Source organism: Vibrio sinaloensis, assembly GCF_023195835.1.
In the GTDB taxonomy this organism is placed as follows: Bacteria; Pseudomonadota; Gammaproteobacteria; order Enterobacterales; family Vibrionaceae; genus Vibrio; species Vibrio sinaloensis_C.
The window spans coordinates 766,762-792,748 of record NZ_CP096199.1 but is presented as its reverse complement, the minus strand read 5'-3'; the positions used below and the strand labels follow the sequence as shown (position 1 = coordinate 792,748).

27 protein-coding genes and 1 tRNA gene are annotated in these 25,987 nt (G+C 47.1%); 8 read left to right on the top strand and 20 right to left on the bottom strand.

Annotation, left to right across the window (positions count from 1 at the left end; genetic code table 11):
• Nucleotides 1-29: 29 nt before the first annotated feature.
• The 11 genes from flgJ to MTO69_RS03690 all read right to left on the bottom strand — a co-directional run bounded on the left by flgJ (nt 30) and on the right by MTO69_RS03690 (nt 9,545).
• Nucleotides 30-938 carry a flagellar assembly peptidoglycan hydrolase FlgJ gene (gene flgJ, locus MTO69_RS03740; protein ID WP_248331266.1) on the bottom strand — a complete coding sequence of 303 codons (909 nt, stop codon included), beginning with the start codon at nt 936-938 and terminating at the stop codon, nt 30-32.
• An 11-nt stretch (nt 939-949) separates the two neighbouring features.
• Nucleotides 950-2,041, bottom strand: a complete 1,092-nt coding sequence (locus MTO69_RS03735; RefSeq protein WP_248331264.1) for a flagellar basal body P-ring protein FlgI — start codon at nt 2,039-2,041, stop codon at nt 950-952.
• A gap of 65 nt (nt 2,042-2,106) precedes the next feature.
• Nucleotides 2,107-2,886 (bottom strand): flagellar basal body L-ring protein FlgH, encoded by a 780-nt coding sequence (flgH, locus tag MTO69_RS03730; RefSeq protein WP_248331263.1) that lies wholly within the window; start codon nt 2,884-2,886, stop codon nt 2,107-2,109.
• 18 nt (nt 2,887-2,904) lie between these two features.
• The gene (gene flgG / locus MTO69_RS03725) at nt 2,905-3,693 is read right to left on the bottom strand and encodes a flagellar basal-body rod protein FlgG (protein WP_248331261.1); all 789 of its coding nucleotides are present in this window, start codon (nt 3,691-3,693) and stop codon (nt 2,905-2,907) included.
• Between the two features lie 19 nt (nt 3,694-3,712).
• Nucleotides 3,713-4,462: a flagellar basal-body rod protein FlgF gene (gene flgF / locus MTO69_RS03720; protein ID WP_248331259.1), complete on the bottom strand. Its 750-nt coding sequence runs from the start codon at nt 4,460-4,462 to the stop codon at nt 3,713-3,715.
• A gap of 198 nt (nt 4,463-4,660) precedes the next feature.
• Nucleotides 4,661-5,965, bottom strand: a complete 1,305-nt coding sequence (flgE, locus tag MTO69_RS03715; RefSeq protein WP_248331257.1) for a flagellar hook protein FlgE — start codon at nt 5,963-5,965, stop codon at nt 4,661-4,663.
• A gap of 39 nt (nt 5,966-6,004) precedes the next feature.
• Complete coding sequence (flgD, locus tag MTO69_RS03710; RefSeq protein WP_248331255.1) at nt 6,005-6,715, bottom strand: flagellar hook assembly protein FlgD; 711 nt, start codon at nt 6,713-6,715, stop codon at nt 6,005-6,007.
• Between the two features lie 10 nt (nt 6,716-6,725).
• A complete protein-coding gene (gene flgC / locus MTO69_RS03705) occupies nt 6,726-7,142 on the bottom strand; it encodes a flagellar basal body rod protein FlgC (RefSeq protein ID WP_248331253.1) in 417 nt (138 codons plus the stop codon).
• Entirely contained in the window at nt 7,143-7,541 is a 399-nt protein-coding gene (gene flgB / locus MTO69_RS03700; RefSeq protein ID WP_248331251.1) for a flagellar basal body rod protein FlgB, read from the bottom strand.
• A 238-nt stretch (nt 7,542-7,779) separates the two neighbouring features.
• Nucleotides 7,780-8,607 carry a protein-glutamate O-methyltransferase gene (locus MTO69_RS03695; RefSeq protein WP_248331249.1) on the bottom strand — a complete coding sequence of 276 codons (828 nt, stop codon included), beginning with the start codon at nt 8,605-8,607 and terminating at the stop codon, nt 7,780-7,782.
• Between the two features lie 11 nt (nt 8,608-8,618).
• Nucleotides 8,619-9,545, bottom strand: coding sequence for a chemotaxis protein CheV (locus MTO69_RS03690; RefSeq protein WP_248331247.1), 927 nt, complete (start codon nt 9,543-9,545; stop codon nt 8,619-8,621).
• Nucleotides 9,546-9,621: 76 nt separating this feature from the next.
• Between MTO69_RS03690 and flgA the strand changes: the two genes are divergently transcribed.
• From flgA to MTO69_RS03675, 3 genes are all read left to right on the top strand, one after another.
• Nucleotides 9,622-10,368 (top strand): flagellar basal body P-ring formation chaperone FlgA, encoded by a 747-nt coding sequence (gene flgA / locus MTO69_RS03685; RefSeq protein WP_248331244.1) that lies wholly within the window; start codon nt 9,622-9,624, stop codon nt 10,366-10,368.
• An 82-nt stretch (nt 10,369-10,450) separates the two neighbouring features.
• On the top strand, nt 10,451-10,765 hold the full coding sequence (flgM, locus tag MTO69_RS03680) for a flagellar biosynthesis anti-sigma factor FlgM (RefSeq protein WP_248331243.1): 315 nt from the start codon (nt 10,451-10,453) through the stop codon (nt 10,763-10,765).
• A gap of 16 nt (nt 10,766-10,781) precedes the next feature.
• The gene (locus MTO69_RS03675) at nt 10,782-11,207 is read left to right on the top strand and encodes a flagella synthesis protein FlgN (protein ID WP_248331241.1); all 426 of its coding nucleotides are present in this window, start codon (nt 10,782-10,784) and stop codon (nt 11,205-11,207) included.
• A 77-nt stretch (nt 11,208-11,284) separates the two neighbouring features.
• Here MTO69_RS03675 and flgP read toward each other — a convergent pair whose 3' ends face one another.
• Complete coding sequence (gene flgP / locus MTO69_RS03670; protein ID WP_248331239.1) at nt 11,285-11,716, bottom strand: LPP20 family lipoprotein; 432 nt, start codon at nt 11,714-11,716, stop codon at nt 11,285-11,287.
• A 9-nt stretch (nt 11,717-11,725) separates the two neighbouring features.
• Nucleotides 11,726-12,361 (bottom strand): FlgO family outer membrane protein, encoded by a 636-nt coding sequence (locus MTO69_RS03665; protein ID WP_248331237.1) that lies wholly within the window; start codon nt 12,359-12,361, stop codon nt 11,726-11,728.
• Between the two features lie 163 nt (nt 12,362-12,524).
• On the opposite strand from MTO69_RS03665, the gene MTO69_RS03660 reads away from it, so the two are divergent.
• From MTO69_RS03660 to MTO69_RS03650, 3 genes are all read left to right on the top strand, one after another.
• A complete protein-coding gene (locus tag MTO69_RS03660; protein ID WP_248331234.1) occupies nt 12,525-13,658 on the top strand; it encodes a flagellar assembly protein FlgT in 1,134 nt (377 codons plus the stop codon).
• A 231-nt stretch (nt 13,659-13,889) separates the two neighbouring features.
• Nucleotides 13,890-13,966, top strand: a tRNA-Arg gene (locus MTO69_RS03655).
• 112 nt (nt 13,967-14,078) lie between these two features.
• On the top strand, nt 14,079-14,585 hold the full coding sequence (locus tag MTO69_RS03650; protein ID WP_248331232.1) for a Fe3+-citrate ABC transporter substrate-binding protein: 507 nt from the start codon (nt 14,079-14,081) through the stop codon (nt 14,583-14,585).
• 69 nt (nt 14,586-14,654) lie between these two features.
• On the opposite strand, the gene MTO69_RS03645 is transcribed toward MTO69_RS03650, so the two are convergent.
• The 4 genes from MTO69_RS03645 to MTO69_RS03630 all read right to left on the bottom strand — a co-directional run bounded on the left by MTO69_RS03645 (nt 14,655) and on the right by MTO69_RS03630 (nt 19,275).
• Nucleotides 14,655-15,632 (bottom strand): OmpA family protein, encoded by a 978-nt coding sequence (locus MTO69_RS03645; protein ID WP_248331230.1) that lies wholly within the window; start codon nt 15,630-15,632, stop codon nt 14,655-14,657.
• 251 nt (nt 15,633-15,883) lie between these two features.
• The gene (gltX, locus tag MTO69_RS03640) at nt 15,884-17,311 is read right to left on the bottom strand and encodes a glutamate--tRNA ligase (protein ID WP_248331228.1); all 1,428 of its coding nucleotides are present in this window, start codon (nt 17,309-17,311) and stop codon (nt 15,884-15,886) included.
• Between the two features lie 117 nt (nt 17,312-17,428).
• Nucleotides 17,429-18,055: a YccT family protein gene (locus MTO69_RS03635; RefSeq protein ID WP_248331226.1), complete on the bottom strand. Its 627-nt coding sequence runs from the start codon at nt 18,053-18,055 to the stop codon at nt 17,429-17,431.
• A 74-nt stretch (nt 18,056-18,129) separates the two neighbouring features.
• Nucleotides 18,130-19,275 (bottom strand): porin, encoded by a 1,146-nt coding sequence (locus tag MTO69_RS03630; protein ID WP_248331224.1) that lies wholly within the window; start codon nt 19,273-19,275, stop codon nt 18,130-18,132.
• A 467-nt stretch (nt 19,276-19,742) separates the two neighbouring features.
• Here MTO69_RS03630 and MTO69_RS03625 point away from each other — a divergent pair, with 467 nt between their 5' ends.
• Nucleotides 19,743-22,430 (top strand): heavy metal translocating P-type ATPase, encoded by a 2,688-nt coding sequence (locus MTO69_RS03625; protein WP_248331222.1) that lies wholly within the window; start codon nt 19,743-19,745, stop codon nt 22,428-22,430.
• An 8-nt stretch (nt 22,431-22,438) separates the two neighbouring features.
• Nucleotides 22,439-22,879 (top strand): DUF411 domain-containing protein, encoded by a 441-nt coding sequence (locus MTO69_RS03620; protein WP_248331220.1) that lies wholly within the window; start codon nt 22,439-22,441, stop codon nt 22,877-22,879.
• Between the two features lie 61 nt (nt 22,880-22,940).
• Here MTO69_RS03620 and MTO69_RS03615 read toward each other — a convergent pair whose 3' ends face one another.
• The 3 genes from MTO69_RS03615 to adk all read right to left on the bottom strand — a co-directional run bounded on the left by MTO69_RS03615 (nt 22,941) and on the right by adk (nt 25,800).
• Nucleotides 22,941-23,624, bottom strand: a complete 684-nt coding sequence (locus tag MTO69_RS03615) for an oligogalacturonate-specific porin KdgM family protein (RefSeq protein WP_248331218.1) — start codon at nt 23,622-23,624, stop codon at nt 22,941-22,943.
• A 442-nt stretch (nt 23,625-24,066) separates the two neighbouring features.
• Complete coding sequence (gene hemH / locus MTO69_RS03610) at nt 24,067-25,023, bottom strand: ferrochelatase (RefSeq protein WP_248331216.1); 957 nt, start codon at nt 25,021-25,023, stop codon at nt 24,067-24,069.
• 132 nt (nt 25,024-25,155) lie between these two features.
• Entirely contained in the window at nt 25,156-25,800 is a 645-nt protein-coding gene (gene adk, locus MTO69_RS03605; RefSeq protein WP_248331214.1) for an adenylate kinase, read from the bottom strand.
• Nucleotides 25,801-25,987 lie beyond the last annotated feature (187 nt).

Below are 25,987 nucleotides of genomic sequence, written 5' to 3'. Positions count from 1 at the left end.
AACTCGACTCTGGTAGCGCTACGCTCAGACTACATCTGATCAATACGCTGCTTCACGCGCAGCACTTTATCGGCATAGGCAGGGTCGGTCGCATAACCGGCTTGATGGATGCCGCGAATAAAGGCTTCATCATTGCCACCATGACGCAGTGCCATGGTATAACGTGGGTTCTGATTGAGGAAACGAACGTAATCGTTGAAGCTCTCTTCGTAACTTGAGTATGAACGGAACGCTGCTTGCTCTTTGACCGGAACACCCTGGTGGTACTCTAGGGTTTGCGTCGCAACTTTGTCGCCATCCCAACTTCTGTCAGCTTTGATATTGAACAAGTTGTTACTGCTAACACGAGCATTATTGACTACCTTTTGCCCCCAGCCTGTTTCGAGCGCCGCTTGAGCAAGCAGTAACGATGAGTCGACACCTAAAGCGCGCGCTGCTTTTTCGGCATAAGGCTTCATCGAGGTAACAAAAGACTCGGGTGAGTCAAAGCGAGAACGTGATACTGGCTCTGCGTGCTCAACCGTGGTCGCCTGCGCGCGTTCGTTACGCACCGCATCTACTTTAGTCATTATTGCTTCAAAATCGGTGCTACGGTTGTTGGCGTTCTGATTTTCAATACTGCCTGATGAAAGCTGCGCAACGATCATATCTGCCAACCCTAATGAGCCTGAAGCGCTCAATTCTGATGACATCTGCTCGTCCATCATTTGGCGGTAGAATTGCTGATTTTGGCTGTCCATTAAACCCGATTCGAACGTAGAGTTCGCATCGCGCATGGATTTAAACAGCATTGACGTAAAGATAGCTTCAAACTGTTTCGCGGCTGCGGTCAATGCGGCTTGTTCACTGCCTTCTTCACCATTGACCGCCTGCTTACGTAGCTTATCTAAGCTCGAAATGTCGTGAATAAAACCAATATCGTTGCCATTGTTTATCATCTTCGCATTCCTTAGATAACGATCAGTTGTCCTTCAATCGCACCTGCCTGCTTCAGCGCTTGCAAGATGGCCATTAAATCCGATGGAGCTGCGCCCACTTCGTTCACTGCGCGGACAAGATCATCCAGCGTTAAGCCAGGTTCAAACTTAAACATTTTGCCTTGCTCTTCAGTAACCTCAATATCCGAGTCGGGCACCACAACCGTTTCGCCACCACCAAACGCATTTGGCTGACTAACATTCAGATTCTCTTTGATAGCGACTGTCATGCCACCGTGCGTAACCGCCGCCGGTTTTAAGCGCACATGTTTGCCGACCACTATGGTACCCGTACGCGAATTAACGATGATTTTGGCGGAACCATCAGCAGGGTCAAACTCTATATTTTCTATCGCAGACAGAAACGCAACTCGTTGCGTCACATCACGAGGAGCGCGCACCTTGACCGATGTAGCATCAACCGCTGAGGCCATTTGTGGACCGAGGAAATTGTTGACCGCGTCCGCCATGCGCTGAGCGGTAGTAAAATCTGACTCAAGTAGGTTGAAGGTAATGTAATCACCGCGACCAAATGGCGATGGGATTTCTCGCTCGACAATGGCGCCGTTGGAGATCATCCCTGCAGTTGGGTTGTTCCCCACAATTTTTGAACCATCGGCACCGGTAGCACTGAAGCCGCTTACCACAAGGTTACCTTGCGCTACGGCATAGATTTGCCCATCGAGACCTTTCAACATGGTTTGCATCAAGGTGCCACCACGTAAACTCTTGGCCGCACCAACAGAAGAGACCGTTACGTCTATGGTTTGCCCCTGCTTGGAAAACGCTGGCATTTCAGCGGTCACAATCACAGCGGCAACGTTTTTAGTCTTAGGCTTAGTGCCGGGTGGCAATTGAATGCCAAACTTTTGCAACATGGCATTAAAGCTTTGATCGGTAAAGGGTGTTTTCTCACCCGTGCCCGGCAATCCGGTCACTAAGCCGTAACCGACTAATTGGTTACTACGTACGCCTGCCACTTGCGCGACATCCTTAATTCGCGCGGCATGCGCGGTTGTTGCGATTAACAACCAGCTTGTTATTAGGATCAAACACTTTTTCATAATCGTACCCATTCTCTTACCTGAGCCACCGATAATGCACGCCAAAAAAGCGGCATCAGATGGTATTAGAGAGAGACATTAAAGAATCGTGCCAAGAACCCAGGTTCTTGCATATCTTGTTGTGTTCCAGTGCCTGAATATTGGATTCTTGCATTCGAAATACGGTTTGAGGCAATGGTATTTTCGTAGTCAATGTCGTCTGGCCGAATCGTCCCGCTGAGGCGGATGTACTCGTCACCAGTATTGAGTGTTAACCATTTCTCGCCACGGATCACTAGATTGCCATTGGCCAATACTTCAATCACTTCCACCGTGATCGACCCCGAAATGCTGTTACTCTGATTGGCCGCCGCACTGCCACTAAATTTGTTGTCGTTACTTAAATTGTATGAAAAATTGTAGTCGCCGAGGTTAAGCTGTTGTCCACCGACTTCCAGTGGGTCCATCGACGCATCGTTGTTTTTTGACAAGTCGGCGTCTGAACTCTTAGCCGCTTTGGTCTGCTCGTTTAGTCGCACCGTAATGATGTCACCAATGCCTCGCGGTTTGTAATCATCGTATAAGCTGTTGCTCATTGCCGCGTTAAACAGAGAGCCCGTTTCTGCCGCATAGTGCTCCGGCTTATGCTTAGGGTGAATCGGTGCCCAAGCTGGGTCCCCAGCAACCGGGTCGGCTCTGCCGCGAAGCGTATCTATGATACCGCCACCTTCTTGCTCAGATTTGTCTCCCTCCACCGCATCAACATTAGTGGTACCCTGAACGACATCCGGAGTTTCGATAGGCGTCTCTAACATAGAACAGCCAGACATTACTGCCATTATCAATAACGCAAGTAATCGATTCATTATATTATCCTCGCCCGTTTAGAGTTGCTGATTGACAAAACTCATCATTTTGTCGACCGCAGAGATCACTTTTGAGTTCATCTCATACACACGTTGAGCTTCGATCATGTTGACTAACTCTTCGGTCACATTGACATTGGAGGTTTCAAGCATCGACTGTCTTACTTCACCAAAGCCATCTAAACCGGGGACCCCCTCTTGAGGATCACCACTAGCACCTGTCGGCAAGTAAAGGTTTTGACCTATCGGCTCTAGGCCGCCTGGATTGATAAAATCGACCGTGGCAATTTGACCAACAACTTGGTTATCTTGCTGGCCTCGAACCCGCACTGAAACTTCGCCATCGTTGCCAACCGTAATGCTAATCGCATCAGCTGGGATAGCAATTTCAGGCTCTAGCGCGTAACCGGCGCCTGAGGTGACAATGACTCCCTCATCATTGACCGTAAACTGACCATTACGGGTATAACCTATGTTGCCATCAGGCATTAGAATTTGGAAAAAACCATCACCTTCAATCATCATATCTAGGCTGTTATTGGTCGTCTGGGTATTACCTTGAGTGTGAACTTTCTGTGTTGCCACCACCTTGGCACCCGCACCGAGCATAAGGCCACTAGGCAACTCGGTATTTTGCGAAGACTGACCGCCAGGTTGGTTAATGTTTTGATAAAACAAGTCTTCAAACACCGCACGGCTTTTTTTATAACCAACGGTGGAAGCGTTTGCCAAGTTGTTTGAAATGGTGGAAATATTGGTTTGTTGGGCATCTAAGCCCGTTTTACTTACCCACAATGCCGGATGCATAACCTTCTCCTAACTATTATTAGCTCATACGAAGCAGAGAGTCGGACGCTTTGTCCATCTCTTCTGCGGTGCTCATCATTTTCACTTGCATCTCAAATTGGCGTTGCAAGTCGATAAGGCTGGTCATCTCGCCAATCGCATTGACGTTACTCCCTTCAATCGCCCCAGTGAGCAGTTTGACACCGGCATCCGCTTCGTATGCCGCATTAGGATCTTTTGCACGGAACAAGCCGTTAACATCTTTGAATAGTGATTGATTATTGGTGCGCGTCAGTTTAATTCGGTCTACGACTTCAATCGCATCCGCGGGCGCCCCTTGAGGAACGACGGAGATGGTACCGTCATTGCCGATTTCGACTTTACTGATCGGTATCGGCAAAGTTATCGGCGCGCCGGTCTCGCCTAACACCAGATTGCCATTGCCGTTGGTTAGTAGGCCGTTGGCATCGATATTTAGGTTACCGTTACGCGTTAGACCTTCCTTGCCGGTTTTATCTAATACTGCAATCCAGCCATCACCTTGGATAGTGACGTCAAGATCTCGGCCAGTGGTGATCACGCTACCTTGTTGGAAATCATGTCCCGGACGCTCTGTCATGCTAAATACCCGGCTTGGTAAACCCTCGCCATAAGCCTGCATTGAGCGAGCTTGCGCCAAATCAGCACGGAATCCCGTAGTGCTGACGTTGGCTAAGTTGTTCGCTCTAAGCTGCAATGCCTGCATATTTTGCTTGGCGCCGCTCATAGCGAGAAACAGTGCACGATCCATAATTTGCTCCAAAAATCACAATTCACAGTGATATAAGCAATAGATATGCCAAAAATAAAAAAGTCTATTTTTCAATAATTTGAAAAGGATGCGGCAAAGAAAGAGAGGAAAGAATAGATGAGGGAATTTGCCACAGAGGCAAAGGAGTAAGCGGATGTTTGCCACCCACTTACTCCCGTTATCGCTATCGTTAATGGATTAACGAATCTGCAAGATGTTTTGCTGAGTTTGATTGTGAACTTCAAGAGAACGAGAGTTCGCTTGGAAGTTGCGTTGTGCTGAAATCAAATCGACCAGCTCTTGCGTCATATCGATGTTAGATTGTTCAAGAACACCACTGTTAATAGTACCAAATGAACCTTTGTTCGACTCACCCCAGACTTTCGCGCCCGACATTTGAGTAGAATCCCACTGGGTGCCACCTTTCTTATCTAAGCCCTGCTCATTGGCAACACGCACCAAGGCAACACGGCCCAGAGTGTTCGCTTCACCATTTGAATAGGTACCAAGAACGCTACCGTTTTCATCGATGTCAACTTTGGTCAAGAAGCCTGTTGTCGCACCGTCTTCATCAAACTTAGTTAACTCGAATGGTGCGGCAAACTGAGTGGCACTATCAAGCCCGAACGACAGAGTTTGATTGACGTCTGCGCCGTTGAGGTCGACAGGGTTTGCTCCCGCGCCCAGTGGCTCAGATACAATGTTTTGTCCATTGTTCAAGCTTGCTAGTGTGCCGTCATTGTTAAAACGCATAGTATGACCGATGTGCCCAGTAGGACTTGTCGCATCACCACCCACAATATTGATCGGTTTCTCACCCGCACTGTCGGTAACAGTGTAGTAAGTTTGCCACGTATTCGGCTGATTTTGATCTTTGAGGTAGTAAGTGGTCAGCTTGTACGATTGACCCATAGAGTCATAAATCGTTGATGACGTAGAACGGTTGTACGTTTCTGGATCGGTATAATCAAACAGTGCCGGATCTTTGAGATCGCCATTGGCAGGTAGGTTAACACCAACCTCTATATTCGACGTTTGCTTAGGCTTACCGAACTCTTTTGGAATGTTGATCGGAGACGGCTCGTAGGAGAGCACATCACCGGTGTCCGGGTTCACTTGGTAGCCAAGTAAGAACTCATCATTGGCCGTTACCATGTAGTTATCTTTATTGAGGTGGAATGCCCCATTTCGAGTTAACTCATTGGAGGTCGGTGTGAGTCTGTCTTTAGCGACAGCAAAGAACCCTGTGCCAGACACTCGCAAGTCCATTGGGTTGTTGGTATAAATACTTGAACCTTCGTGGAACTGTTGAGCAACCTGCGCCGCTTGAACACCTTGCCCAGGCGTAGTTTTCGCATGAGTAAAGAGTGAATTTGAGTAAACATCGCCAAACTCTGCACGTGACTCTTTAAAGCCGAACGTGTTTGCGTTCGCGATGTTGTTACTGGTGGTATTCAGATCTAACTGAGCTGCGGATAAACCGCTTAGTGCAACATATGACATTCCAAAATCTCCTATCTAGCTAGCATATCTACTTAAGAGTTACGCTTTGCCAACTTCTAGTACTTCAGCAAGTCGAACTGGCGACTCAAAGCCAGCCAGATTGAGTAGTACGTTACCATCACCTTTACCTAACAGGACGCTATTGACGTTTGCATAGGTCGAAACCTCAAACTCTTTCGCTGTCCCATCTAGCAAGCCCGAGGCTTTCACCTTGTATTTGCCAGCCGGCAATGGATTACCGTTCTGATCTTTGCCGTCCCATTCAACGCGACTGTCACCCGAAGGTTTAGCGCCGACGTCGAAGGTGCGAACTAGCTGCCCCATTTGGTCTTCGACTCTCACCATCAAGTTGTCTACTGATTGTGGAAGCTTAACCATAGCAGCCATACTGCCGTCATCTTGTTTAACGCCCGCCGCACCTGGAACCAGTACATCACGCCCTACCAATGAAGACGCTTGCAAAGCCTGGTTTGAGGTCATTGATGCATTAAGCGTTTCGAACTGATTGTTCATTTTGCCAATACCATCAACGGTTGCGAAAGACGCCATTTGCGCAATCATCTGGTCATTACTGACCGGCTTAAACGGGTCTTGCTGAGCGAGCTGCTTAGTGAGTAAGGATAGGAAGTCTTCTTGTTTAAGATCTTGCTTACCCGTGGTCTCATTGGGCTTATTCTTCTCTTGAAGTTGTTTAAGCTGGTCAATATAGGACAAGCCGTTTTGACCAACATTATTAATGTCTCCGGCCATACTCTATCTCCTATTGACCCATCTGCAGCGTACGCAGCAGCATTTGTTTACTAGCATCTGCTACTTGAACGTTAGTTTGATACGAACGAGAAGCAGAAATCATATTGGCCATTTCTTCCATCACGTTGACGTTAGGTTTGTAGATATACCCTTCGTCATTCGCGAGCGGGTGCTCAGGGTTGTACTCCGCGCTCAGCGGTTTATCACTTTCGATGATGCCCATCACCTTCACTGGCACCGTATGGTCGCGGCCATACTTTGCCTTACTTAACTCAGCACCGAATACCGCGTGGCGAGCTTTGTAGGTGTCTTTAGCGGAGCTAGAAACACTGTCTGCGTTTGCCAGGTTACTCGAGGTCGTATTTAGACGAACAGATTCAGCGCTCATGGCAGAACCAGTTACATTGAAAACGTTAAATAAGCTCATCTAGTTACTCCCCTTTATCGCTTTCGTTAAGTTCTTGAATTTACTTCCTAAGAAGTCAAGTGAGGCTTGATGACGGATTTGGTTTTGCATAAACAAGTTACGTTCTAAATCCACATCCACCGTGTTGCCATCACCCGTGTCAGGCTGTGTCGGAAGACGATACATGACTTCACCTGTCACCCGAGTAGAGGCAGGAATATGCCGACTGTCAGTGCGGCTAAGTCCAATACTTGCCCCTGATGTTGCCGCCTGCAATGCCTTTTGAAAGTCCATCCCTTTAGACTTATAGCCAGGCGTGTTCGCTTGAGCAATGTTGGTGGAAATCACCTCAGCATTGCGCTCACGTACGCCCACCGTGTGCTGGTGGATACCTAATGCGTTGTCAAAAGAAATAGCCATGTTGACCTCTACTAAAAGAACTGACCGTTACTCTAAAAGTAAAAGCAATTTGCGTACCAACTATAAAAATCTTCTTCAATTTGCTTTCGAGATTGATTGAGCAATAACTAAGCCAACTTGATTGACTTGACTATTAACTGCGAGTTTGGAATGACTCATCGCTAGTATAGTTGCAAAGCAGAGAGGGATACAAAAACGCCCAGCAGGATTGCTGGGCGTAAACAGAGTCTAGAACGAGTTACTTGAGTTTGTAGATGATACCTGGGTTACAGCGCACCATCTCGAACCTGTCGGTCAATCCGGTCAAGGATTCTGATGCCCCCAGCAGTAAGTAGCCACCGGGGTTTAAACTATTGGCCATCTGATTTAAAACCTGAGATTTCATATCAGGCGAGAAATAGATCAGCACGTTGCGGCAGAAGATAATGTCAAACTTACCTAGCAACGCATAGCTATCCATCAAGTTCTGAGGGCGGAAGTTAACCAAACGCTTCACGTTGTCTTTCACCTTCATTCTACCGTCACCAGCGTCTTCAAAGAAGCTGCGTCGACGCTCGGGAGACAAGCCGCGCCCTAGGGCCAGGTTATCGTAGACACCAGCGCGACACATATCCAACATACTAGTAGAGATGTCAGTGGCCGTGATCGATACGCTAGGTAGCATCCCAGGTTTACGTTGCTGAGTTTCTAAAATTGTCATCGCCATCGAATATGGCTCTTGACCAGAAGAACTTGCCGCTGACCAGATTTTGATCGGGCGTTTATTTGCCGCCACTTCCGGCAGCAATTTATTGGCTAAAACTTCAAACGGGTAAGTATCACGAAACCAGAGCGTTTCATTGGTTGTCATTGCATCCACGGCAGCAACGCGCAACTCTCGGTTACGCCCAGTAACAACATCTCTGAGCAAGTCTGACAATGAGCCCAACTTAAACTTAGTAACCAGTGGGCTCAAGCGACTTCTTACCAAGTATTGCTTACTGTCTCCCAGTACAATACCGCACTGTGACTCCAAAAAGCGGCTGAAATCACGATACTCTTGATCGCTTATAGTTATCGCTGTCATTAACGTCTCTTTTATTTTGTAAGTGCAGCTTTTACCGCATTACCAAGCTCATCTGGATTGAATTTGGCGATAAACGAATTCGCGCCAACTCGCTCCACCATTGCTTGGTTAAACACCCCACTCAGTGAAGAGTGAAGAATAACATAAAGGTCTTTCAGATCCGGATTACGTCTGATCTCTGCAGTTAATGTATAGCCGTCCATCTCCGGCATTTCAATATCGGAGATAACAAGTGAGATTTGATCATAGATACTGCCCTCGGCGGCCATTTCCATCAACTTTTCGTAGGCTTTTTTGCCATCAATGACTGACACGGCTTCAAAACCTAGCGAAGTAATGGCTCGCTCAACCTGTTTACGCGCTACCGTCGAGTCATCGGCAATCAATATACGACGAACAATTTCTTTCTCGGTTTCGGCCTGCGCTATCTCTTCACCGATCGACGCATCCATAGTTTCATCAACTGGTGCGATTTCTGCAAGGATCTTCTCGACATCGAGGATTTCGACCAACTCGTTATCGATATTGGTGACCGCGGTGAGGTAGTTCGACTTACCCGCGCCTTCTGGCGGCGGCAAAATCGCCTCCCAGTGCATATTGATAATACGCTCTACCGACGTCACCAAGAAAGCTTGAATGGTACGGTTGAACTCGGCAATCACCACAAAGGCCTTATCGACATCAGTAGTCGGTCTGCCGCCGACAGCCAAGCTTAAATCGATCACCGAAACGGTATGGCCACGAATGTGCGCAACCCCTTTAACTAGGCGGTGTAGATTTGGCATTGAGGTGAGCTTAGGGCACTGAAGAACCTCTTTTACTTTAAATACGTTAATCCCGTAACGTTGACGCCCCATCAGGCGAAACGTTAAGAGTTCTAATCGGTTTTGACCGACGAGTTGCGTACGCTGATTCACCGAATCAAGAATACCCGTCATAAGCTCATCTCCATCTCAAACTTGGTGCAAAAAAATGGTAGTCTACCCTACGTGATGAAAACAGATGAGAAACAGAATGCAATATCCTAAATCACCCTTCTGCTCGTTTTCCATAACTAATTGTAGAGCTTTCTATAAAAAGTTTTATAAGTCTATCGGCTTTTTCTTGTTTTTCTTTAGTTTTTCAGCGACATCTGCAACAGAAAGCCAAATCGAAAATATTCAACTCGCTGCAGAGGAGTACATACTTTCGACAATTGAGTGGCCACCTGGTGGTACGCTAGAAGCCACAGCGGCGAACATCGACACTCGGATTTTTACCACTGATTGCCCCACAGGACTATCAACCTCTTCTTCATCTGTTAATCCTAGTGCAAGTAACATCACTGTGCTCGTGGAATGTCCAGACGACGATTGGCGTATTTATGTTCCGGTACGTTTGACTCGAACTGGTCCACAAGTGGTGCTAACGACAGCACTATCACGCGGACAGCTTATCTCAGCGCAAGACGTCACTGTTAGTATGGTAGACCTGCAACGCTTTAGGCGGCAAGGGTTTTCCTCAATAGACGCGGTTGTGGGCGCAAAAACCAAGAAAAACTTACGCGTGGGAGAAGTCATCGAGCAACGCGATATCTGCGTGGTGTGTCGCAATGAAACCGTGACTATTAAGGCGACAAACTTGGGCATGACTATCACCACAAAAGGGGTAGCACTGACAGATGGTTCACATGGTGAACAGATAAGAGTGAAAAATAGTAAATCCAACCGTATAATTGAAGGACGCGTGACTGGAATTTCTGAAGTAACTGTGGTGTTTTAACTGATTGCAAAAAAAGTTAAAGTTTCCGCTAGTATGGTCGATATTGACAGTACAAGTATCTATCTAATTAAAAGGCTCAACTATGGCAGGTATCGATAACATACGCTCGGGACAACCGCTCTCGACTTCGACACGAAGTTCCGTGCGCAATGAAAGCAGTGCGACCAGCGGCTCTGACTCAGCAAAAAAGTCGAGTGTCGCTCAGGATGCAGTGTCACTTAGCTCACAGGGTAAGGCGATGGGAGAAATGCATACTCAGATGGCAGCTAAGCCAAGCTTTGACCAAGCAAAAGTGGCAGCGATTAAAGAAGCTATCGCCAATGGTTCTTATACCGTCAATCCAGAGAAGCTCGCTGATAACATGATGAAGTTCGAAAAAGAACTCGGCGGACTGTAAGCACGAGATTTAGTTTATGGCAGCACTACTAGGATTAGTTCAGTTTCAGCACAAAAACGCCCAACAGTTGAGTGACGTCCTTGATCAAGAAAAGCATGCCATAGCGAGCCGAGTCTCGAAAGATATCGAGCAATGTGCCAAACAAAAAATCACTTTGATCGAACAATTGCAAACCACAGACGAACGAATTCGTCGTCATCCTGACGTTGAAGATTTAAATTCCGATCCAGAGTTGAGCCCTCTGGTTGACGAAATCCGACAACTAGTTAGTGAGTGTCAGCAAAAGAACGATATCAATGGTCAAGCCTTGCAACGTGCGCAGTTGAGTTTCAATAAGCTCAACAACCTGATGCAGCAATCTCAAGGCAAACTCGGCATGACCTATACCGCCGAGGGGCAAACCAAAAATGTGACTACCTTGGGCACCAATATCAAGGCGTAATCGGTCAAACATGAATAGAAAAAGCGGCAATCATACGATTGCCGCTTTTTGTTTGCAGTCGGAGTAGAGTGAAACTATTAGAACAGAGTTTGCTGCCTTTTCTCTGGCACCTGTTGTACCTCACCGTAGTCACGCAGCTTGTTCATTTTTTGGATATCAAGGCGCAGTTCAGTAACATAACTGTCACCAACTTTGTAGCTCCTGACTACTTCCGCACCACGAATCACACCATCTACAGCCCCTGAGGTGCGTTCAGTGCCGAGTCGTTGATCTTTGAGATCAGCGCGGCCACTGACACGCATACCGTAAACTTGCTCGGCTAACTCGCGGTACGCATCGATTTTTGAGGCACGCATGGCTCGTACTTGTTTCTCTTCTTCATTGCGGCCGATTTGTTCGCTAATGCTGGCGTAACCTACCGCCGTGAGCCAGTCATCAGGACGCATAGTATTGAGCGGCTGACATCCAACCATCACCAACGCCACCGCTAGGAGTAATAGCTTTTTCATGTGTTCTCCCTATGGACGCAAAATAACCGTGTATGGTTGGGTCATCGTCGGGTCTGAACGAATCAGCACACCGTCTTGAGTTCGAATACTGTTAAGGGTATCGAGATCTCGGCCGATACGATCTGCTGGTAAGAAACCTTGAGCGGTTGCTACAACCACACGCGATTGCATTCCAACCACTCGAGCATTGACCAATACCCCACCCTCTTGGCGCAACATAGTGCCCGTCAGGACATACTGGATATCTTGCTCTTGCGCCAAATCTTTCCAATCTCGGCTAAAGGCAAAATCACCTTGATGCGTCACTTGAATCGAACCCGTGGTTTTAAAGTCGACCACTTTAAATCCGCGGCGCTGAAACTGATGAATAAACCCTTCGGATACTGAGTTGCCCAGCCAGTTGGTTGCATCCATATTTTGCAGATCAACAAAGGAGGTCACCGCTATCGGCGTACGTGCGGAGACACTGGTATTTGAAATCATTAAATCCTCTGTCATGCTCTCGACAAAGAAGTCAAGAGTATGACGCGGGCTTTCCATCAACATAAACTGCGAACCTGAGTAAGGTTCTTTACCGTTATAAATTGGCGCATAGGCACAGGCAGTGAGAAACACCACGGGCACTAGCGATAGCCATCTTTTCATTCTCTAATCTCCGATACATTAAGGCGTAAAATGTCGAATCTTTTAGCTCTCTTCTAAAAGTGGAACATTCTTTGCTTTTCATCCTGTGCAATCATTTTAAAAAGCAACACCCGAATCCGCTAAGAATTATTAAGCAAAAAATGAACCAACTTGGTAAATAAACATGAAAAAGTCTCTACTTGTGTTGTTATCTACACTCTGCATCAGTTTGTGGAGTCATGCTGTCTCTGCGGGCTGGTATGAAGTCACAGGTTCTGCCACGGTTGTCTCTTCCGAGGAGGTCGCGCGCATTCATGCTTTAGAAGATGCACTCTATAAAGCAGTCAGTTTTGCCGGCGCCGACATCGGCAGCATCGCCAATCTGAGGCCACTACTAGAAAGCAACCGTAAAGAGTATCAATTTACCAATAGCGAAATTCGCTACATCGTCGTTGATGAACAGGAAGTAAGCCAGGGGGTTATGCTGGTGAAAGCCAGAGTCGACATCTACCCATCGGCAACAGGTTGCCATGTTAACCAATATAAAAAGACATTTTTGGTCGGCAATGTCGATATTGCCTCTCCCCAACAGGCTGTCATGGGCCAGATATACGACGTTGGTGACGATTTTGCCGGCATCATCAACCGTCAGTTAGATCAAGAGTCGGTGAACTTTGTCTCCGTCGGTACCACAGATTTCGAGATTAATAAGCGCTACCCTGAGCGACTAAAAATGATCGCCGAAGACACTGGTGCCCAATACATCATCGGCGGCGTTATTACCGACTTAACCGCAACAATAGAGAGCAAGTTGTTGTCTGATGACATTATCAATCGTCAGTTCGCCTTAGAAATGACGGTATTTGACGGCAAAACCGGCAACGAAGTATACAATCGCAATTACCGCGAAGTTGCCCGCTGGCCGTTTGCCAAAACCAGCCAAGTAGACACTCGTAGCGCACGTTTTTGGTCGTCGACCTATGGCACTATGATGTTGCGCGTAAGCCGTAACATTATGCTCGACCTTGAGTCTGAACTGTCATGTAAGATTACGCTGCCAGAAGTGGTGGCAAAATGGGGCAATACCATTACGATCGACTTAGGTCGCATCCATGGGGTCCAACAAGGTGACAAACTGCAGTTGTGGCACACGGGATCATTTATCGACCAACGGGGTCTCCCTCGTAACAAGGTCACCGAAACCGATATCACCCTGACTGTATCACGTGTGTATGAAAACGAAGCTGAGCTGACTGTCGATCAAGCAGAGCTTGCCGGCAGCATCCAAATTGGCGATGTTATGCACAAACAGCTGTGATCACTGATACCAAACGGGATAAATAGGTGATCAGATAATTGTGCAGGAAAAATCGCTGAGAGCAAGGCATAGATTGCAGCTAGCTAGTTGACCTACCTACACCATTCCTTGCAAACATAGCTATAACGACGCTATAAGCGATTTTAACCAGCAAGAATGACCAGATATTTATGCTGTTTGGTATGAATTTGATACTTAACTTCTCGCTAAGTATCAGTATCATATAGGTATGCTCCCGTGGCACAGCTGGATAGCGCGGCCCCCTCCTAAGGGGCAGGTCACAGGTTCGAATCCTGTCGGGAGCGCCAGATATTAGAGCTATAGCCGTTCATCGGTTGTAGCTCTTTATTTTTTGTTGTCTTCACGATTCGGCTAGTTTCATCTAAAATATCTATTAACAAAGTTATAGATAACCCGGTTATGAAGAAGAGTAATCTAGAAACCAATACTGGCCATCGCTTTATTTCTAAGGCCAAGACCGCATTCAAAATCCATATCCACACCCCAGATGATAAGGTGCTGCATCGTTCGGTGGGTTACATCCGTATCGGTGAAAAAAAAGGATTAAAAAAGGCCATTAAGCTGCGCAACGAGCTAGGCAGTGAAATGTGGGGCAAGTTTTGGCGCAGACTACTCAAAGATCCTTATCTGATGACTCGCCTTCCGCACTCTTTAGAGCCTAAAATCATTTTTAAACCCAGACCAACCAAAGAAAACCCAGACGCAAAAGATGAATGCTACATTGCCGCGTGGCGTAACTATGATGAGAATGGCAAGCTTATATACCGCAGTGTGGTTTGCTCAATCAAAAAACATGGTCGGTTAGCGGCCTACTCTAAAACCAAGAAAGCATTATTAGCGGCCAATAAAGAGAACTTAGAGATTCTTGAGTTTATGGGCCGCTTAAACAGTATCGATCTAAAGTAGCCGAAGCATTAAGTAGAAAGCCCTGGATGTTCACCAGGGCTTTACGGTTTTTATCAAAGAAAAGAGTCGTTACTCTTGGTACTCAAAGCTCGGTACCACGATCTCTACTCGACGGTTTTTCGCTCGGCCCTGCGGACTATCGTTGGTTGCGATAGGGTTGTTTTCCCCTTGGCCTGTTGCGGTAATGCGCTCTGGAGCAATACCTTGTTCAATCAACGCAGCAGCTACCGATTGAGCTCGTTTCTCAGAGAGCTTTTGGTTGTAAGCGGCTGGACCAGACGAATCCGTGTAGCCCGTCACCTCAACTTTAGACTGTGGGAATTGCTTCATAAAGCTCGCAAGTTCGGTGATCGCTGGCTGGCTTTCGGATTTGAGCGTCGTGCTATCATGGGCGAATGCGCCAGAATCGATAACTTTAGCTTGGAAAGTTTTGACCACTGGTGCTGGTGCGACCTCAGGCTTCACCTCTTCTACCATTGGTTGAACCACTTTTTCTTCCATGACGACCGGTTCAGATACCGACTGCGGACTAGCACCAAATTTATACACAAAACCTAGTGTAGCGCTATTCACTGCTGCCTTGGCCCAAGGGTTACTTACGTCGGTGAGGCGTTGATACTCTAGCCGTACGGTAACATTTTTATGGGAATCCAGTTCAAGACCTACCGCACCAAGAAAAGAGCTATCGTTATAGCTTCCATACTCAACACGGGCACCACCAAACTTACCGTATAGAGACCAATCTTCGTTTAATGCCAAATTGAGCTTGGGTGCTAGGGTGTAAGCTTTGACTTTTTCATCATTTAAACCGGCTGCGCTAAACTCTCCTAAATAGTCATAACCAGCCTCAAGCGACAGAAAATCAAAAAATTCGTAGCCTGCAAGCAGACCAGCGGCAATCGACTCATCATCGCAAGTTGCCGTTACCGCTGTGCAAGCATCATCCAACCACGATGTCCCGACTTTACCACCAAGATAAAATTGCGCATTGGCGCCGGCTGATGCGAGCACTAGTGCACTAGAAACCATCACTGCTAACTTATTCATCTCACTTCCTACCTTATTTGTTGTTTTATCAAGCCATACTGAGCTAATGGATTGTTACCAATTGGTAATCATCGATAAGCACCACCATCAGGCTGCCACGCAAATATACACAAAAACACCAGCAATGCGATGCAGTTAACAAAATATTGACTCAAAGCCCAAATTAAATAACCTCGTCTCATTTTTAAAACATTAACAGGCAAAAAAAAAACCGCAGCGTTTAAGCTGCGGTCTTGTTTCAGAAAGGTCTGTTAGGCGTTGGCTTCGCGCTCGGCGATGAAAGCCAGTGCCATTTTGATTCGAGCAATACAGCGCTCTTTGCCGACTAGCTCCATCACTGCATCCACTGACGGCGATTGACCGCCACCCGTCACGGCAACACGAAGCGGCATACCAATTTTACCCATGCCAATTTCTAGCTCTTCACACACAGCGGCAATTACGCCCTGTTTGATGCTATCTGTTGACCAATCAGCCAGTGCTTCCGCTTTGGCCAGCGCCAGCTCAAGCGGCTCTTTCGCCACACCTCGTAGGTGTTTCTTCGCTGCGCCCGCCTCAAACTCAGCAAAGTCTTCGTAGAAATAGCGAATTTGCTGCGCAAGTTCAACTAAGGTATTGCAGCGCTCACCCACCAGCTTGATCACTTGGGTAATCGCAGGACCATTTGTGGTATCCAGCTTCTGGTTGTCTAGGTGCCACTGAAGATGCTCAGCCACGTACTCAGGCTGTGATGTCTTGATGTAGTGGTTGTTTAACCACAACAGCTTTTCTGTGTTGAACGCAGAGGCCGATTTAGAAATGGCATTCAAGCTGAATAGGTCAATCATCTCTTGTTGCGAGAAGATCTCTTGATCACCGTGAGACCAACCTAAACGCACTAGGTAGTTGTTCAATGCATTCGGCAAGTAACCTTCATCACGGTATTGCATCACTGAAACCGCGCCATGACGCTTAGACAGCTTGGCACCATCATCGCCTAGGATCATCGCACAGTGTGCAAAAGTCGGTACAGGTGCGCCTAGCGCTTTGTAGATATTGATCTGACGTGGGGTGTTGTTGATGTGGTCTTCACCACGGACAACGTGGGTAATGCCCATATCCCAGTCATCAACCACGACAACAAAGTTGTAAGTTGGTGAGCCATCAGTACGACGAATGATCAAATCGTCGAGTTGATCGTTACCAATTTCAATGCGACCACGAATTTGGTCATCAAAGACAACACTACCCTGTTTCGGGTTACGGAAACGGATCACACAAGGGTCACCCTCTTTGGCTGCCGCATTGGCTGCAACAATCTTAGGATGTTGCGCATCATAACGTGGCATCTCTTTGTTCGCTTCTTGCTCTGCGCGAATCTCATCAAGCAGCTCTTTAGACGCATAACATTTGTACGCTTTATCTTCCGCCAGCAGCTTATCAACCATCTCGTTGTATCGGTCAAAACGCTTCGACTGGAAATACGGGCCCTCGTCCCACTCTAGCCCCATCCATTGCATACCTTCAAGAATGGCATCAACCGCTTCCTGAGAGTTACGTTCTAGGTCTGTATCTTCAATACGTAGAACAAATTCACCACCTTGGTTCTTGGCAAACAGCCATGAGTAAAGTGCAGTGCGCGCACCACCAACGTGTAGGTAGCCTGTTGGGCTTGGAGCAAAACGAGTTTTAACCGTCATGTAAAATACCTTGATTGTCTAAATGACCGCACCTGACTCATTTATCGAGCGGTGCCAAAATTGCGCGTTATTTTAGCACCGATATGCAAATCTACAATCCATGAGATGGATGTTTTATTAGTTATTCAGGTGTTGAACAGCCCAAGCGACAAACGCTTGCCGCTCCTCTAGTGGCAGAAAGAGAAAATCTTGCTCTAACGCGGCGCGAGTTGTGACCGAGCCAGTTGGCTGCTGTGCCTCGGAATGATGCAGGGGAACGCTTTGTTGTGCTGTTACTGCGGCAATGCCTCCTTGCTGGTTATACTCCGCCATCGCCGCTTCGAGGTCGTTGAACGGTGAAATGCCTTTGACATGCAATAAATCAACTTGGTAATCCACAGGGTTGCCGTGAGAATCTAGCAATGAGAAATCCAATGCGTTGCGGAATTTTTTCGCTTGCTCGGCGTTGCGGAGGACTGGGTAACTGAGAGTGACTGGATCTGACGCTAGGTCAAATCTGATGATGACTGTCGGAAAAACCAATTTGTTACGACGCCCATCCTCAACAACCAATTGATCAAGGGCGAATACGAGCTGGTTTTGACCCTCTTTCAAGTTTATCACTTGAGCACTTTTATAATCATTACCAGTCAGCTCTTTACCGTTGAGCACTAACGGCTCGATTTCATTAATAAACGAAAGTTCAGTAGCGTACACTGGTAATGCCATCGCACCGATAATAAAGGCGGATATGAGTTTTTTCATAGATTCCTCGACGTCACAGAGAAGAGTAAACGACTAAGGGCGGCAAGTCGCCGCCCAGACAATGTTCACCAGTATTAGAACCAGTATTCGATACCGACAGACGCTTCATTAAAGCTGTCCGACTTCCAACGACCTTGATAGCCTTCGCCAGTTTTACCGGTATTTTCTAAATCATTCATTGCGTAACGAGCGTAAACAACCGCATTGGTATCAACGGAATACATTAGCTGCATAGAGGTTACTTTGTCTTTGGTACCGTCAATGTCTTTGCCATCGACTTCTAGACCAAGGTTTTCAGCGTGTGCGACCTTCGCTTGCCACTTGTTACCTTCACCAAAATTGTATGTCACACCGACAGAGTAAGAGTGTTCTGCTTCATCACTGCCTTTCGTATCTTGCGCTTCAGCAATCCGGTAGTATGCAAAGTAGCCTAAGCCATTTGAGAAACCACCCTGAGAGCCGACGAGGTAAGTCTGATTATCCCAGTACTTTTCGTTATCGCCTTCCACTGTGTCGTAGTTCATTTCATAGGCTAGGTCAAACTGGATCCACCCCCAATCACCGCTGAACTGCTGATGTGCTGCCATACCGTGCCAGTAGTTGCTACCGGCTTTAGTGCTGTCTGTAGCACCGGCACGGTCTTGACCCGCACCGGCGGCGATATCCATGGTGAAGCCTTTCCACAGTTCATTGGTATCCCAACGAATGGTGTCGGATTGACGATCATTAAAATTGTTGCCGCCAATATTACCGCCCCAGTCCCAAACGTTCCCCATTCCCGGGTTGGTTGCAGGCCAATCTATCAGTTCATAAATGGGCGTTAACACACGACCTACACGAACTTTACCAATAGTGTCATGCTCAAAACCGACGAAGGTATCACGACGACCTAAATAGCCGTTGCCGCCATTTTCACCGGCAAATGACTCATCGACATAACCTGACTCAATTTGCCACAAAAAAGTCCAGTTATCCCAGCTATCGAACTTCGCCGTACCACGCCAACCGAGACGAGACTCGTTGTTGAACTGAACACCATCGTTTTGTGGTGAGTTGTCGTAATCACGATTTGCCACCTGCATAGCAATCAAACCATAGATACCTTGCTCATATTTTACTTCTGCTGGATTCAGGTTCGTATCTGCGACGGCCAAGCCAGACAAAGCGAGTACAACAGTCGAAACCGCTGCGCCAACAAGAGTTTTTTTAAAGTGAGACATAAGAATTACCCTATACATTTATTTGAATTTCATTCCCTATCCAGCAGGGCTAACTCGCTGTTTCAAGGGAGTTATTTATGGACAGGGGCATAGTGGCAAACTTTTTTTCTTTCAAAAACTAACTCAAATAATTCTCTGATCAAGCTCAAATCAAAAATAACCAAAATATTTATAATCATTACAAATCAATAACTTAATTGAAAACAAAAAGATTCAAAAACGTCAAAAATCATCTCCGGAGCGTTATCTGCGCGAAATTAGCCATCAATATGTAACTCAAATCACTTTCACTTGATACAGATTGAGAGTTCTTGATTATTTCTGGCTAGGAAGTTTGAAATGACTCGCAAGCTCGACTCCGGTCTCGGCATCGAAAAGCCAGTTTTTAACGTTTGTCATTTGTCACTTGACCTTACCCTTGCGGTAAGGTTTACGCTTAGCAACACTAGCAATGCGAGGTGTCGACTATGGCAAGGTATGAAATTCCCCTTTCAGGATTAAACTGCATGGGATGTGCGCGCAAAGTAGAAAACGCGTTGAATCAGCAACATCAAGTCACCATACTTGAGTTATCTCCGACTCTGGTTACGTTGGAAAGCGACAGCTCGTTGCCTGCCTTGGCTCAAACTATCGAATCTCTGGGCTACCAAGCAGGAAATCGCTTTCACTTCCACTTAAGCGGACTTAACTGCGGCAAGTGTGTTACCAAACTCAATCAAGCGCTAGAACAAGACCAAAGCAACATCCGCTTTGAAGCGTCCAAGTCAGAGTTGACGATTATTACCCTACACTCTGCACAGACAATTAAACGTCAGGTCGCCGAGTTAGGCTACCAAGCTAGCGACGAGCGCCCGGAAGATACGCTCAACATGGCGCAACCTGACAGTGAAACAGAGGCGCAAACACCGACATCATCGGATCAGCCCCTCGCGACAGTGCACCTGCTCATTTCAGGAATGACCTGCGCAAGCTGCGTCTCTTCGGTTGAAAAAGCGCTCGCTTCTGTTCGTGGCGTCGAGCGCGTGCAAGTCAATCTCGCCGAACAAAGTGCTATGGTTTTTGTTTCTACACAACCGAATCAAATCGTCGAGAAAATTGTCGAGGCAAGCACGCAAGCAGGTTATCAAGCGAGTATCGTGGACGATCCCGCCACTCAACAGCAGCAGCAACTTAAACAGCAGCAAACGATTCAACGTCATCATAAAAATAGCGCCATTAGTGGTATGCTGGTTGGTGGCCCACTTATGCTGTGGGGCGTATTTGGCGGTAACATGATGATTCGCAACAGCCAAGAACAGTGGGCATGGGGACTGGTTGGGGCTGTCTGTTTTTGGTTACTGGCCACAGCGGGTCGTTCGTTCTTTACTAACGCATGGCAAGCTCTCACACACAAGCGAGCGACTATGGATACTCTGGTGGCGCTTGGTACCGGCGCTGCGTGGCTATTCTCTATGTTAGTGGTCGCATTTCCACAGTGGTTTCCCGCAGCTTCACGACACGTCTATTTTGAAGCCAGTGCGATGATTATCGGCTTGATTTCACTCGGCCACTACATTGAAGCCAAAGCCAAGGCGAAAACCACTCGCTCTCTACAAGCATTAATCAATTTACAGCCACAAACCGCGACGCTGGTTGGCGAAAATGGTGACAGTGAAATCGCGATCGATGCCATTACTGTCGGTATGACGTTACGAGTGAGACCGGGAGAAAAGATCCCAGTTGATGGTCAAGTGATCTCCGGTGAATCTTACCTTGATGAGTCAATGCTCACCGGTGAACCCTTACCTGTGGCGAAAGCGGCTGGTGACACTGTCTCTGCAGGCACGATTAACCAAGATGGTTCGTTGTTGTTTAAAGCGACAGGAGTAGGCAGCGACACTATGTTGTCGCGCATTATTACTATGGTCCGCGAAGCGCAAAGCAGTAAACCCGCCATCGCTAAATTGGCCGACCAGATATCTTCGGTATTTGTGCCTGTTGTGGTCGCCATTGCCTGCCTATCTGCCGCGGTTTGGTTCGCTGTTGGCCCTGAACCCAAAGCCAGCTACATGTTGGTTGTGGCCACCACTGTGCTGATTATTGCCTGCCCTTGTGCTTTGGGTTTAGCAACCCCGCTATCGGTCACTGTCGGCGTAGGGAAAGCCGCTGAAATGGGGATTTTAATTAAGGATGCCGATGTTTTGCAGTCTGCAAGTCGCATCGATACTGTGGTATTTGATAAAACCGGCACTTTGACGCAAGGCAAACCCGCGGTTGAAGACCTGTTCGCCATCGACGGTGATAGTGAGCGATTACTCGCTGTTGCTGCTTCGGTAGAGAAGCACTCCGAACACCCATTGGCAAAAGCCATCGTCGAAAAAGCTAACCAGCAGCAACTGACTCTTCTCGAAGTTAATCTGTTCGATAACCGCCGCGGCCAAGGGGTAATGGGTACCATTGATGGCCAGCAAATCGCGATTGTTTCGCTCAACTATGCCAAGCAACAAGCATGGGATTTGTCAGGCATAGAATCAGTGATTGAGCGTTATCTAGACTCAGCATGGACCCCTGTCGTAGTGAGCAGTGACGGAAATGTCTCTGGGGTAATTGCTATCGCCGACCCGATTAAACAGGATGCCAAACTGGCGGTCCAGCGCCTAAAAGCCAGCAATATAACTCCGATTATGCTCACGGGTGACAATCAAACCGTGGCCAAAGCGATTGCCACGCAGTTAGGTATTGAACAAGTGATTGCACAGGTACTGCCCGATGAAAAAGCAGGCCATATAACGGAGCTACAGCAACAGGGACGTCGTGTAGCAATGATTGGTGACGGAGTGAACGATGCACCTGCCCTAGCACTGGCCGATATTGGTATTGCTATGGGGAGCGGAAGTGACGTAGCGATTGAAAGCGCGCAGATGACGCTGCTCAACTCTTCTCCGTTAGCTGTGGTCAACGCCATTGAGCTGTCCAAAGCCACTGTGCGTAATATGAAACAGAACTTATTTGGTGCCTTTGTCTATAACTCATTGGGAATTCCGATTGCGGCTGGGGTTCTTTTCCCCAGTTTCGGCTTTTTGCTTAGCCCAGTTGTCGCAGGCGCAGCAATGGCACTATCATCCATAACAGTCGTTAGCAATGCTAATCGCCTGAGACTCTTCAAAACTTCGTAGAGGTTACTATGAAAATACAAACCCTGGCACTGACTGCTTCTCTATTTATCTCCGGGACCGCATTGGCGACCGACGTACTCAACCATAAGTCTCCGTACTGTGGCTGCTGCACTGAGTGGACTAAACACATGCAAGAAGCAGGCTTTACTGTCGAAGAGAAACTGCATGAGAACATGAACCCGATCAAACAACAATTAGGCATCACTCCTGAGCTTGCCTCGTGCCACACGGCTGAAATTGATGGTTATGTGTTTGAGGGGCACATCCCCGCTGAAGACATCAAAACCTTTTTAGCTAACCCGCCTCGCAACGCCAAAGGCCTAGCGGTTCCGGGTATGCCAATGGGCTCGCCGGGAATGGAATATGGCGACAAGCAAGATGAGTACTCGGTGTTTGCCTTTAACGAAAAAGGCCAAGTATTTGAATACCGCCACTACGAAGCGAAGTAACAACAATTAAGCCCAAGCAAATTGCTTGGGCTTTTTCATAACCGACAGGATTAAGAGTGGCTTAGAAGCCGTAAGATGCACCAAATACGAATGCTGTGTTTTCTTTCTTATCACTGCCATCTGTATTTTTGGCGCCATGACCTTGGCTACGTAGCTCAAAGTATGGTTGAACGCCTTCGCGAGTCCAAGTGGCACGAAACTCGTGGTCCATCGTATTGGCTGATTTGTCGTTACGTACGTAAACGTTGTTGTAAGCTAGAGATAGAGGCATATCAGCGACTGCGTAACCGATGCGGTTATCGAAACGTAGTTGGTCATTGTCACCATTTTTCATATCGTGGTAACGAGTACGATTGCTGAGCGCTAAACCATTGTCGAAGTTGTAGCCGATTTTCACCAGTGGGCGATGTTGCACGGTTTTACCATCATTTAATAGGTGGTGATAACCAACAGCAACCCATAAGTTATCATTGATAGCGTAACTCTGCTCAATACCTAACGTAATGAATGGCGTCGCCTTAGCACCGGTGTAATTATCTTCGTAGCTACCTAGTGAAATGCCATCAAACTCTGTCAATAATGTCGTGCCGGTATCGAACGTATGACCAGCTTCTAGCGTTGACGTTACGTCCGGATTTTTGTTTTCAGAGTGGAATTGAACGTTACCAGTAACGTATGAAGAAGCCGCGAAAGCGGAAGAAGTTACAGCAAGAGAAAGTGCGCTAAAAGTAATTAATTTTTTCATGTTCATCTGCCTATTTTAAAGTGAGCTGTATTGACTTGGAGCCATTGCTCTCTCAACACAGCGGCCGTCCTTCCTAAAAGTGTTGCTATCAACGAGGACTTAATTCTCATTGAAAAATAAATTACAGAATAGTGCAACTTGGCTCGTTGTAAAAAAACATAACCTTAATTATTTCTTTTAAAACAAGGCAATAAAAGAAAAGAACGATTACAGGGTTACGCATTTCGTGACCCAGAGCAATAAACTAAAGTCCAGCGACATACAAAACGAGAGTCGGCTCACCACTATTTGAGTTCTTTTTAGGAAGGCACTCACACAAACTGCGACAGGTATCACTTACACAGCCACTTTGAATGAGGTGGCGTCGTGTTTAAGAAGGGATTAACGAATGAACAAGACCAGAAGATCTGGCCTTGTATTAGTAGGTTGGGTTGCTGAGGAACTAAGCTTTGGTCAATGCCGCCATCATTTCGATATGAGTGTCATCGTCATTGAGACATGGGATGTAGGTAAATGACTCGCCACCATGTTCAAGGAAAATCTCTTGGCACTGCTCAGAAATCTCTTCCAATGTTTCCAAGCAATCGACAGAAAACGCTGGAGCAATGATATCGAGTTTCTTAATGCCCTTACCTGGCAGAGTCTCTAAGGTTTTATCTGTGTATGGCTTGAGCCACTCCTCACGACCGAAACGAGACTGATACGTCATACCGATTTGCTCTGGCGTTAAATCAAGTTCACGCGCCAGAAGCTCGGTAGTCTGCTCACAGTGCTGAGGGTAAACATCGCCATTGTCAGCGAAACGCTTCGGAATTCCGTGGTATGAGCAGAGCAAGTAGTCCCCTTTGCCTTTTTCCTGCCACGATCTCTTGACACTGGCCGCCAACGCTTTGATGTAAAGAGGATGCTGATAGTAATCGCGGATAAAGTGGAAACCGGGCATCACTGGCAACTGTTTGAACGCCTTAGTCAGGCCATCAGACACCGCCGCTGTTGTGGTACCAGAATATTGAGGGTATAGCGGCAGCACGATCACATCTTCGACACCTTGATCAAGCAAGGCTTGCAAACCCGTTTGCAAACTTGGATTACCATAGGTCATGCCCAATTCAACGGGCATCTCTAACTTCGCCTGTAGCTTATCTGCTTGTTGTTTTGAGTAGACCATCAATGGCGAGCCACCTTCCATCCATACACTTTGGTACAGTTTGGCGACTTTGGGCGCACGAATTGGCAAAATTACCCCATGAAGAAGAGGACACCAAAGCCAACGTGTCATATCAACAACGCGGTGATCGTGGAGAAATTGACTCAAAAATCGTTTGACCGCAGGGGCTGTGGCTGCGTCCGGCGTCCCTAAATTGACCAACAACACACCCTGTTTTTTATTATTTTGCATAGCTACCCATAGACACTGAAATAGAGATTTACGTAGCGTTTGATCAGAATGATCAACACCTTGCAATAAAAAAAGCGACCTAGTCAGGTCGCTTTTCACTATAACAAATTTTCAAATTTCACGGTAAGCGAATTATGCTAGTGCTTTCTCGATATCGGCACTGACTTCAGCCACTTGCTTAGTACCATCAAACTTGAGGTACTTAGTGTTGCCCGCTTCCGCTTCTTTACCGTAGTACTCAATGAGCGGAGCAGTTTGATCATGGTATACACCTAGACGCGCACGAACGGTCTCTTCTTTGTCATCATCACGAACAACAAGATCTTCGCCAGTCACGTCATCTTTGCCTTCCACTTTTGGCGGGTTGTATACAACGTGATAAGTGCGACCAGAAGCAAGGTGAGCACGACGGCCTGCCATACGCTCAACGATCACATCATCTGCAACGTCGAATTCGATAACATAATCGACATCAACACCCATCTCTTTTAGGCCATCTGCCTGAGGGATAGTGCGAGGGAAGCCATCGAGTAGGAAACCTTTTTCGCAGTCATCTTGAGCAATACGCTCTTTGATTAGGCCAAGGATGATTTCATCAGAAACTAGCTGACCAGCGTCAATCACAGCTTTCGCTTGTTTACCAAGCTCTGTACCAGCTTTGATAGCAGCACGTAGCATGTCACCAGTAGAGATTTGTGGAATACCGTACTTCTCCATGATAAATTGAGCCTGTGTGCCTTTACCTGCACCTGGAGCACCTAGAAGAATGATGCGCATGTTGAATCCTCTTAAGATAATGATGATTTATACCGAAGCTCACTATATTTCACATATAGCCTAAAGGTCTCACACAGAGCTTAATGCGACCAATGCGCACGGTAAGTTTCGGTATAACTGTTTACTGTTAGCAATAAAAGAGGCGTGCACATTACACGCCTACTCATTCGGTTTCAAGGTTGCATTC

Coding starts and splice junctions, on each gene's coding strand:
- MTO69_RS03690 (WP_248331247.1), bottom strand. CDS start 9,545: ATGACGGGTATTCTTGATTCGGTGAATCAGCGTACGCAACTCGTCGGT.
- flgB (WP_248331251.1), bottom strand. CDS start 7,541: ATGGCTATTTCTTTTGACAACGCATTAGGTATCCACCAGCACACGGTG.
- flgD (WP_248331255.1), bottom strand. CDS start 6,715: ATGGCCGGAGACATTAATAATGTTGGTCAAAACGGCTTGTCCTATATT.
- MTO69_RS03660 (WP_248331234.1), top strand. CDS start 12,525: ATGAAAAAGTCTCTACTTGTGTTGTTATCTACACTCTGCATCAGTTTG.
- flgJ (WP_248331266.1), bottom strand. CDS start 938: ATGATAAACAATGGCAACGATATTGGTTTTATTCACGACATTTCGAGC.
- MTO69_RS03735 (WP_248331264.1), bottom strand. CDS start 2,041: ATGAAAAAGTGTTTGATCCTAATAACAAGCTGGTTGTTAATCGCAACA.
- flgC (WP_248331253.1), bottom strand. CDS start 7,142: ATGAGCTTATTTAACGTTTTCAATGTAACTGGTTCTGCCATGAGCGCT.
- adk (WP_248331214.1), bottom strand. CDS start 25,800: ATGCGCATCATTCTTCTAGGTGCTCCAGGTGCAGGTAAAGGCACACAG.
- flgP (WP_248331239.1), bottom strand. CDS start 11,716: ATGAAAAAGCTATTACTCCTAGCGGTGGCGTTGGTGATGGTTGGATGT.
- hemH (WP_248331216.1), bottom strand. CDS start 25,023: ATGCAAAATAATAAAAAACAGGGTGTGTTGTTGGTCAATTTAGGGACG.
- MTO69_RS03625 (WP_248331222.1), top strand. CDS start 19,743: ATGGCAAGGTATGAAATTCCCCTTTCAGGATTAAACTGCATGGGATGT.
- MTO69_RS03695 (WP_248331249.1), bottom strand. CDS start 8,607: ATGACAGCGATAACTATAAGCGATCAAGAGTATCGTGATTTCAGCCGC.
- flgF (WP_248331259.1), bottom strand. CDS start 4,462: ATGGATCGTGCACTGTTTCTCGCTATGAGCGGCGCCAAGCAAAATATG.
- MTO69_RS03630 (WP_248331224.1), bottom strand. CDS start 19,275: ATGTCTCACTTTAAAAAAACTCTTGTTGGCGCAGCGGTTTCGACTGTT.
- MTO69_RS03650 (WP_248331232.1), top strand. CDS start 14,079: ATGAAGAAGAGTAATCTAGAAACCAATACTGGCCATCGCTTTATTTCT.
- flgA (WP_248331244.1), top strand. CDS start 9,622: ATGCAATATCCTAAATCACCCTTCTGCTCGTTTTCCATAACTAATTGT.
- MTO69_RS03615 (WP_248331218.1), bottom strand. CDS start 23,624: ATGAAAAAATTAATTACTTTTAGCGCACTTTCTCTTGCTGTAACTTCT.
- MTO69_RS03635 (WP_248331226.1), bottom strand. CDS start 18,055: ATGAAAAAACTCATATCCGCCTTTATTATCGGTGCGATGGCATTACCA.
- flgG (WP_248331261.1), bottom strand. CDS start 3,693: ATGCATCCGGCATTGTGGGTAAGTAAAACGGGCTTAGATGCCCAACAA.
- MTO69_RS03675 (WP_248331241.1), top strand. CDS start 10,782: ATGGCAGCACTACTAGGATTAGTTCAGTTTCAGCACAAAAACGCCCAA.
- flgM (WP_248331243.1), top strand. CDS start 10,451: ATGGCAGGTATCGATAACATACGCTCGGGACAACCGCTCTCGACTTCG.
- MTO69_RS03620 (WP_248331220.1), top strand. CDS start 22,439: ATGAAAATACAAACCCTGGCACTGACTGCTTCTCTATTTATCTCCGGG.
- gltX (WP_248331228.1), bottom strand. CDS start 17,311: ATGACGGTTAAAACTCGTTTTGCTCCAAGCCCAACAGGCTACCTACAC.
- flgH (WP_248331263.1), bottom strand. CDS start 2,886: ATGAATCGATTACTTGCGTTATTGATAATGGCAGTAATGTCTGGCTGT.
- MTO69_RS03645 (WP_248331230.1), bottom strand. CDS start 15,632: ATGAATAAGTTAGCAGTGATGGTTTCTAGTGCACTAGTGCTCGCATCA.
- MTO69_RS03665 (WP_248331237.1), bottom strand. CDS start 12,361: ATGAAAAGATGGCTATCGCTAGTGCCCGTGGTGTTTCTCACTGCCTGT.
- flgE (WP_248331257.1), bottom strand. CDS start 5,965: ATGTCATATGTTGCACTAAGCGGTTTATCCGCAGCTCAGTTAGATCTG.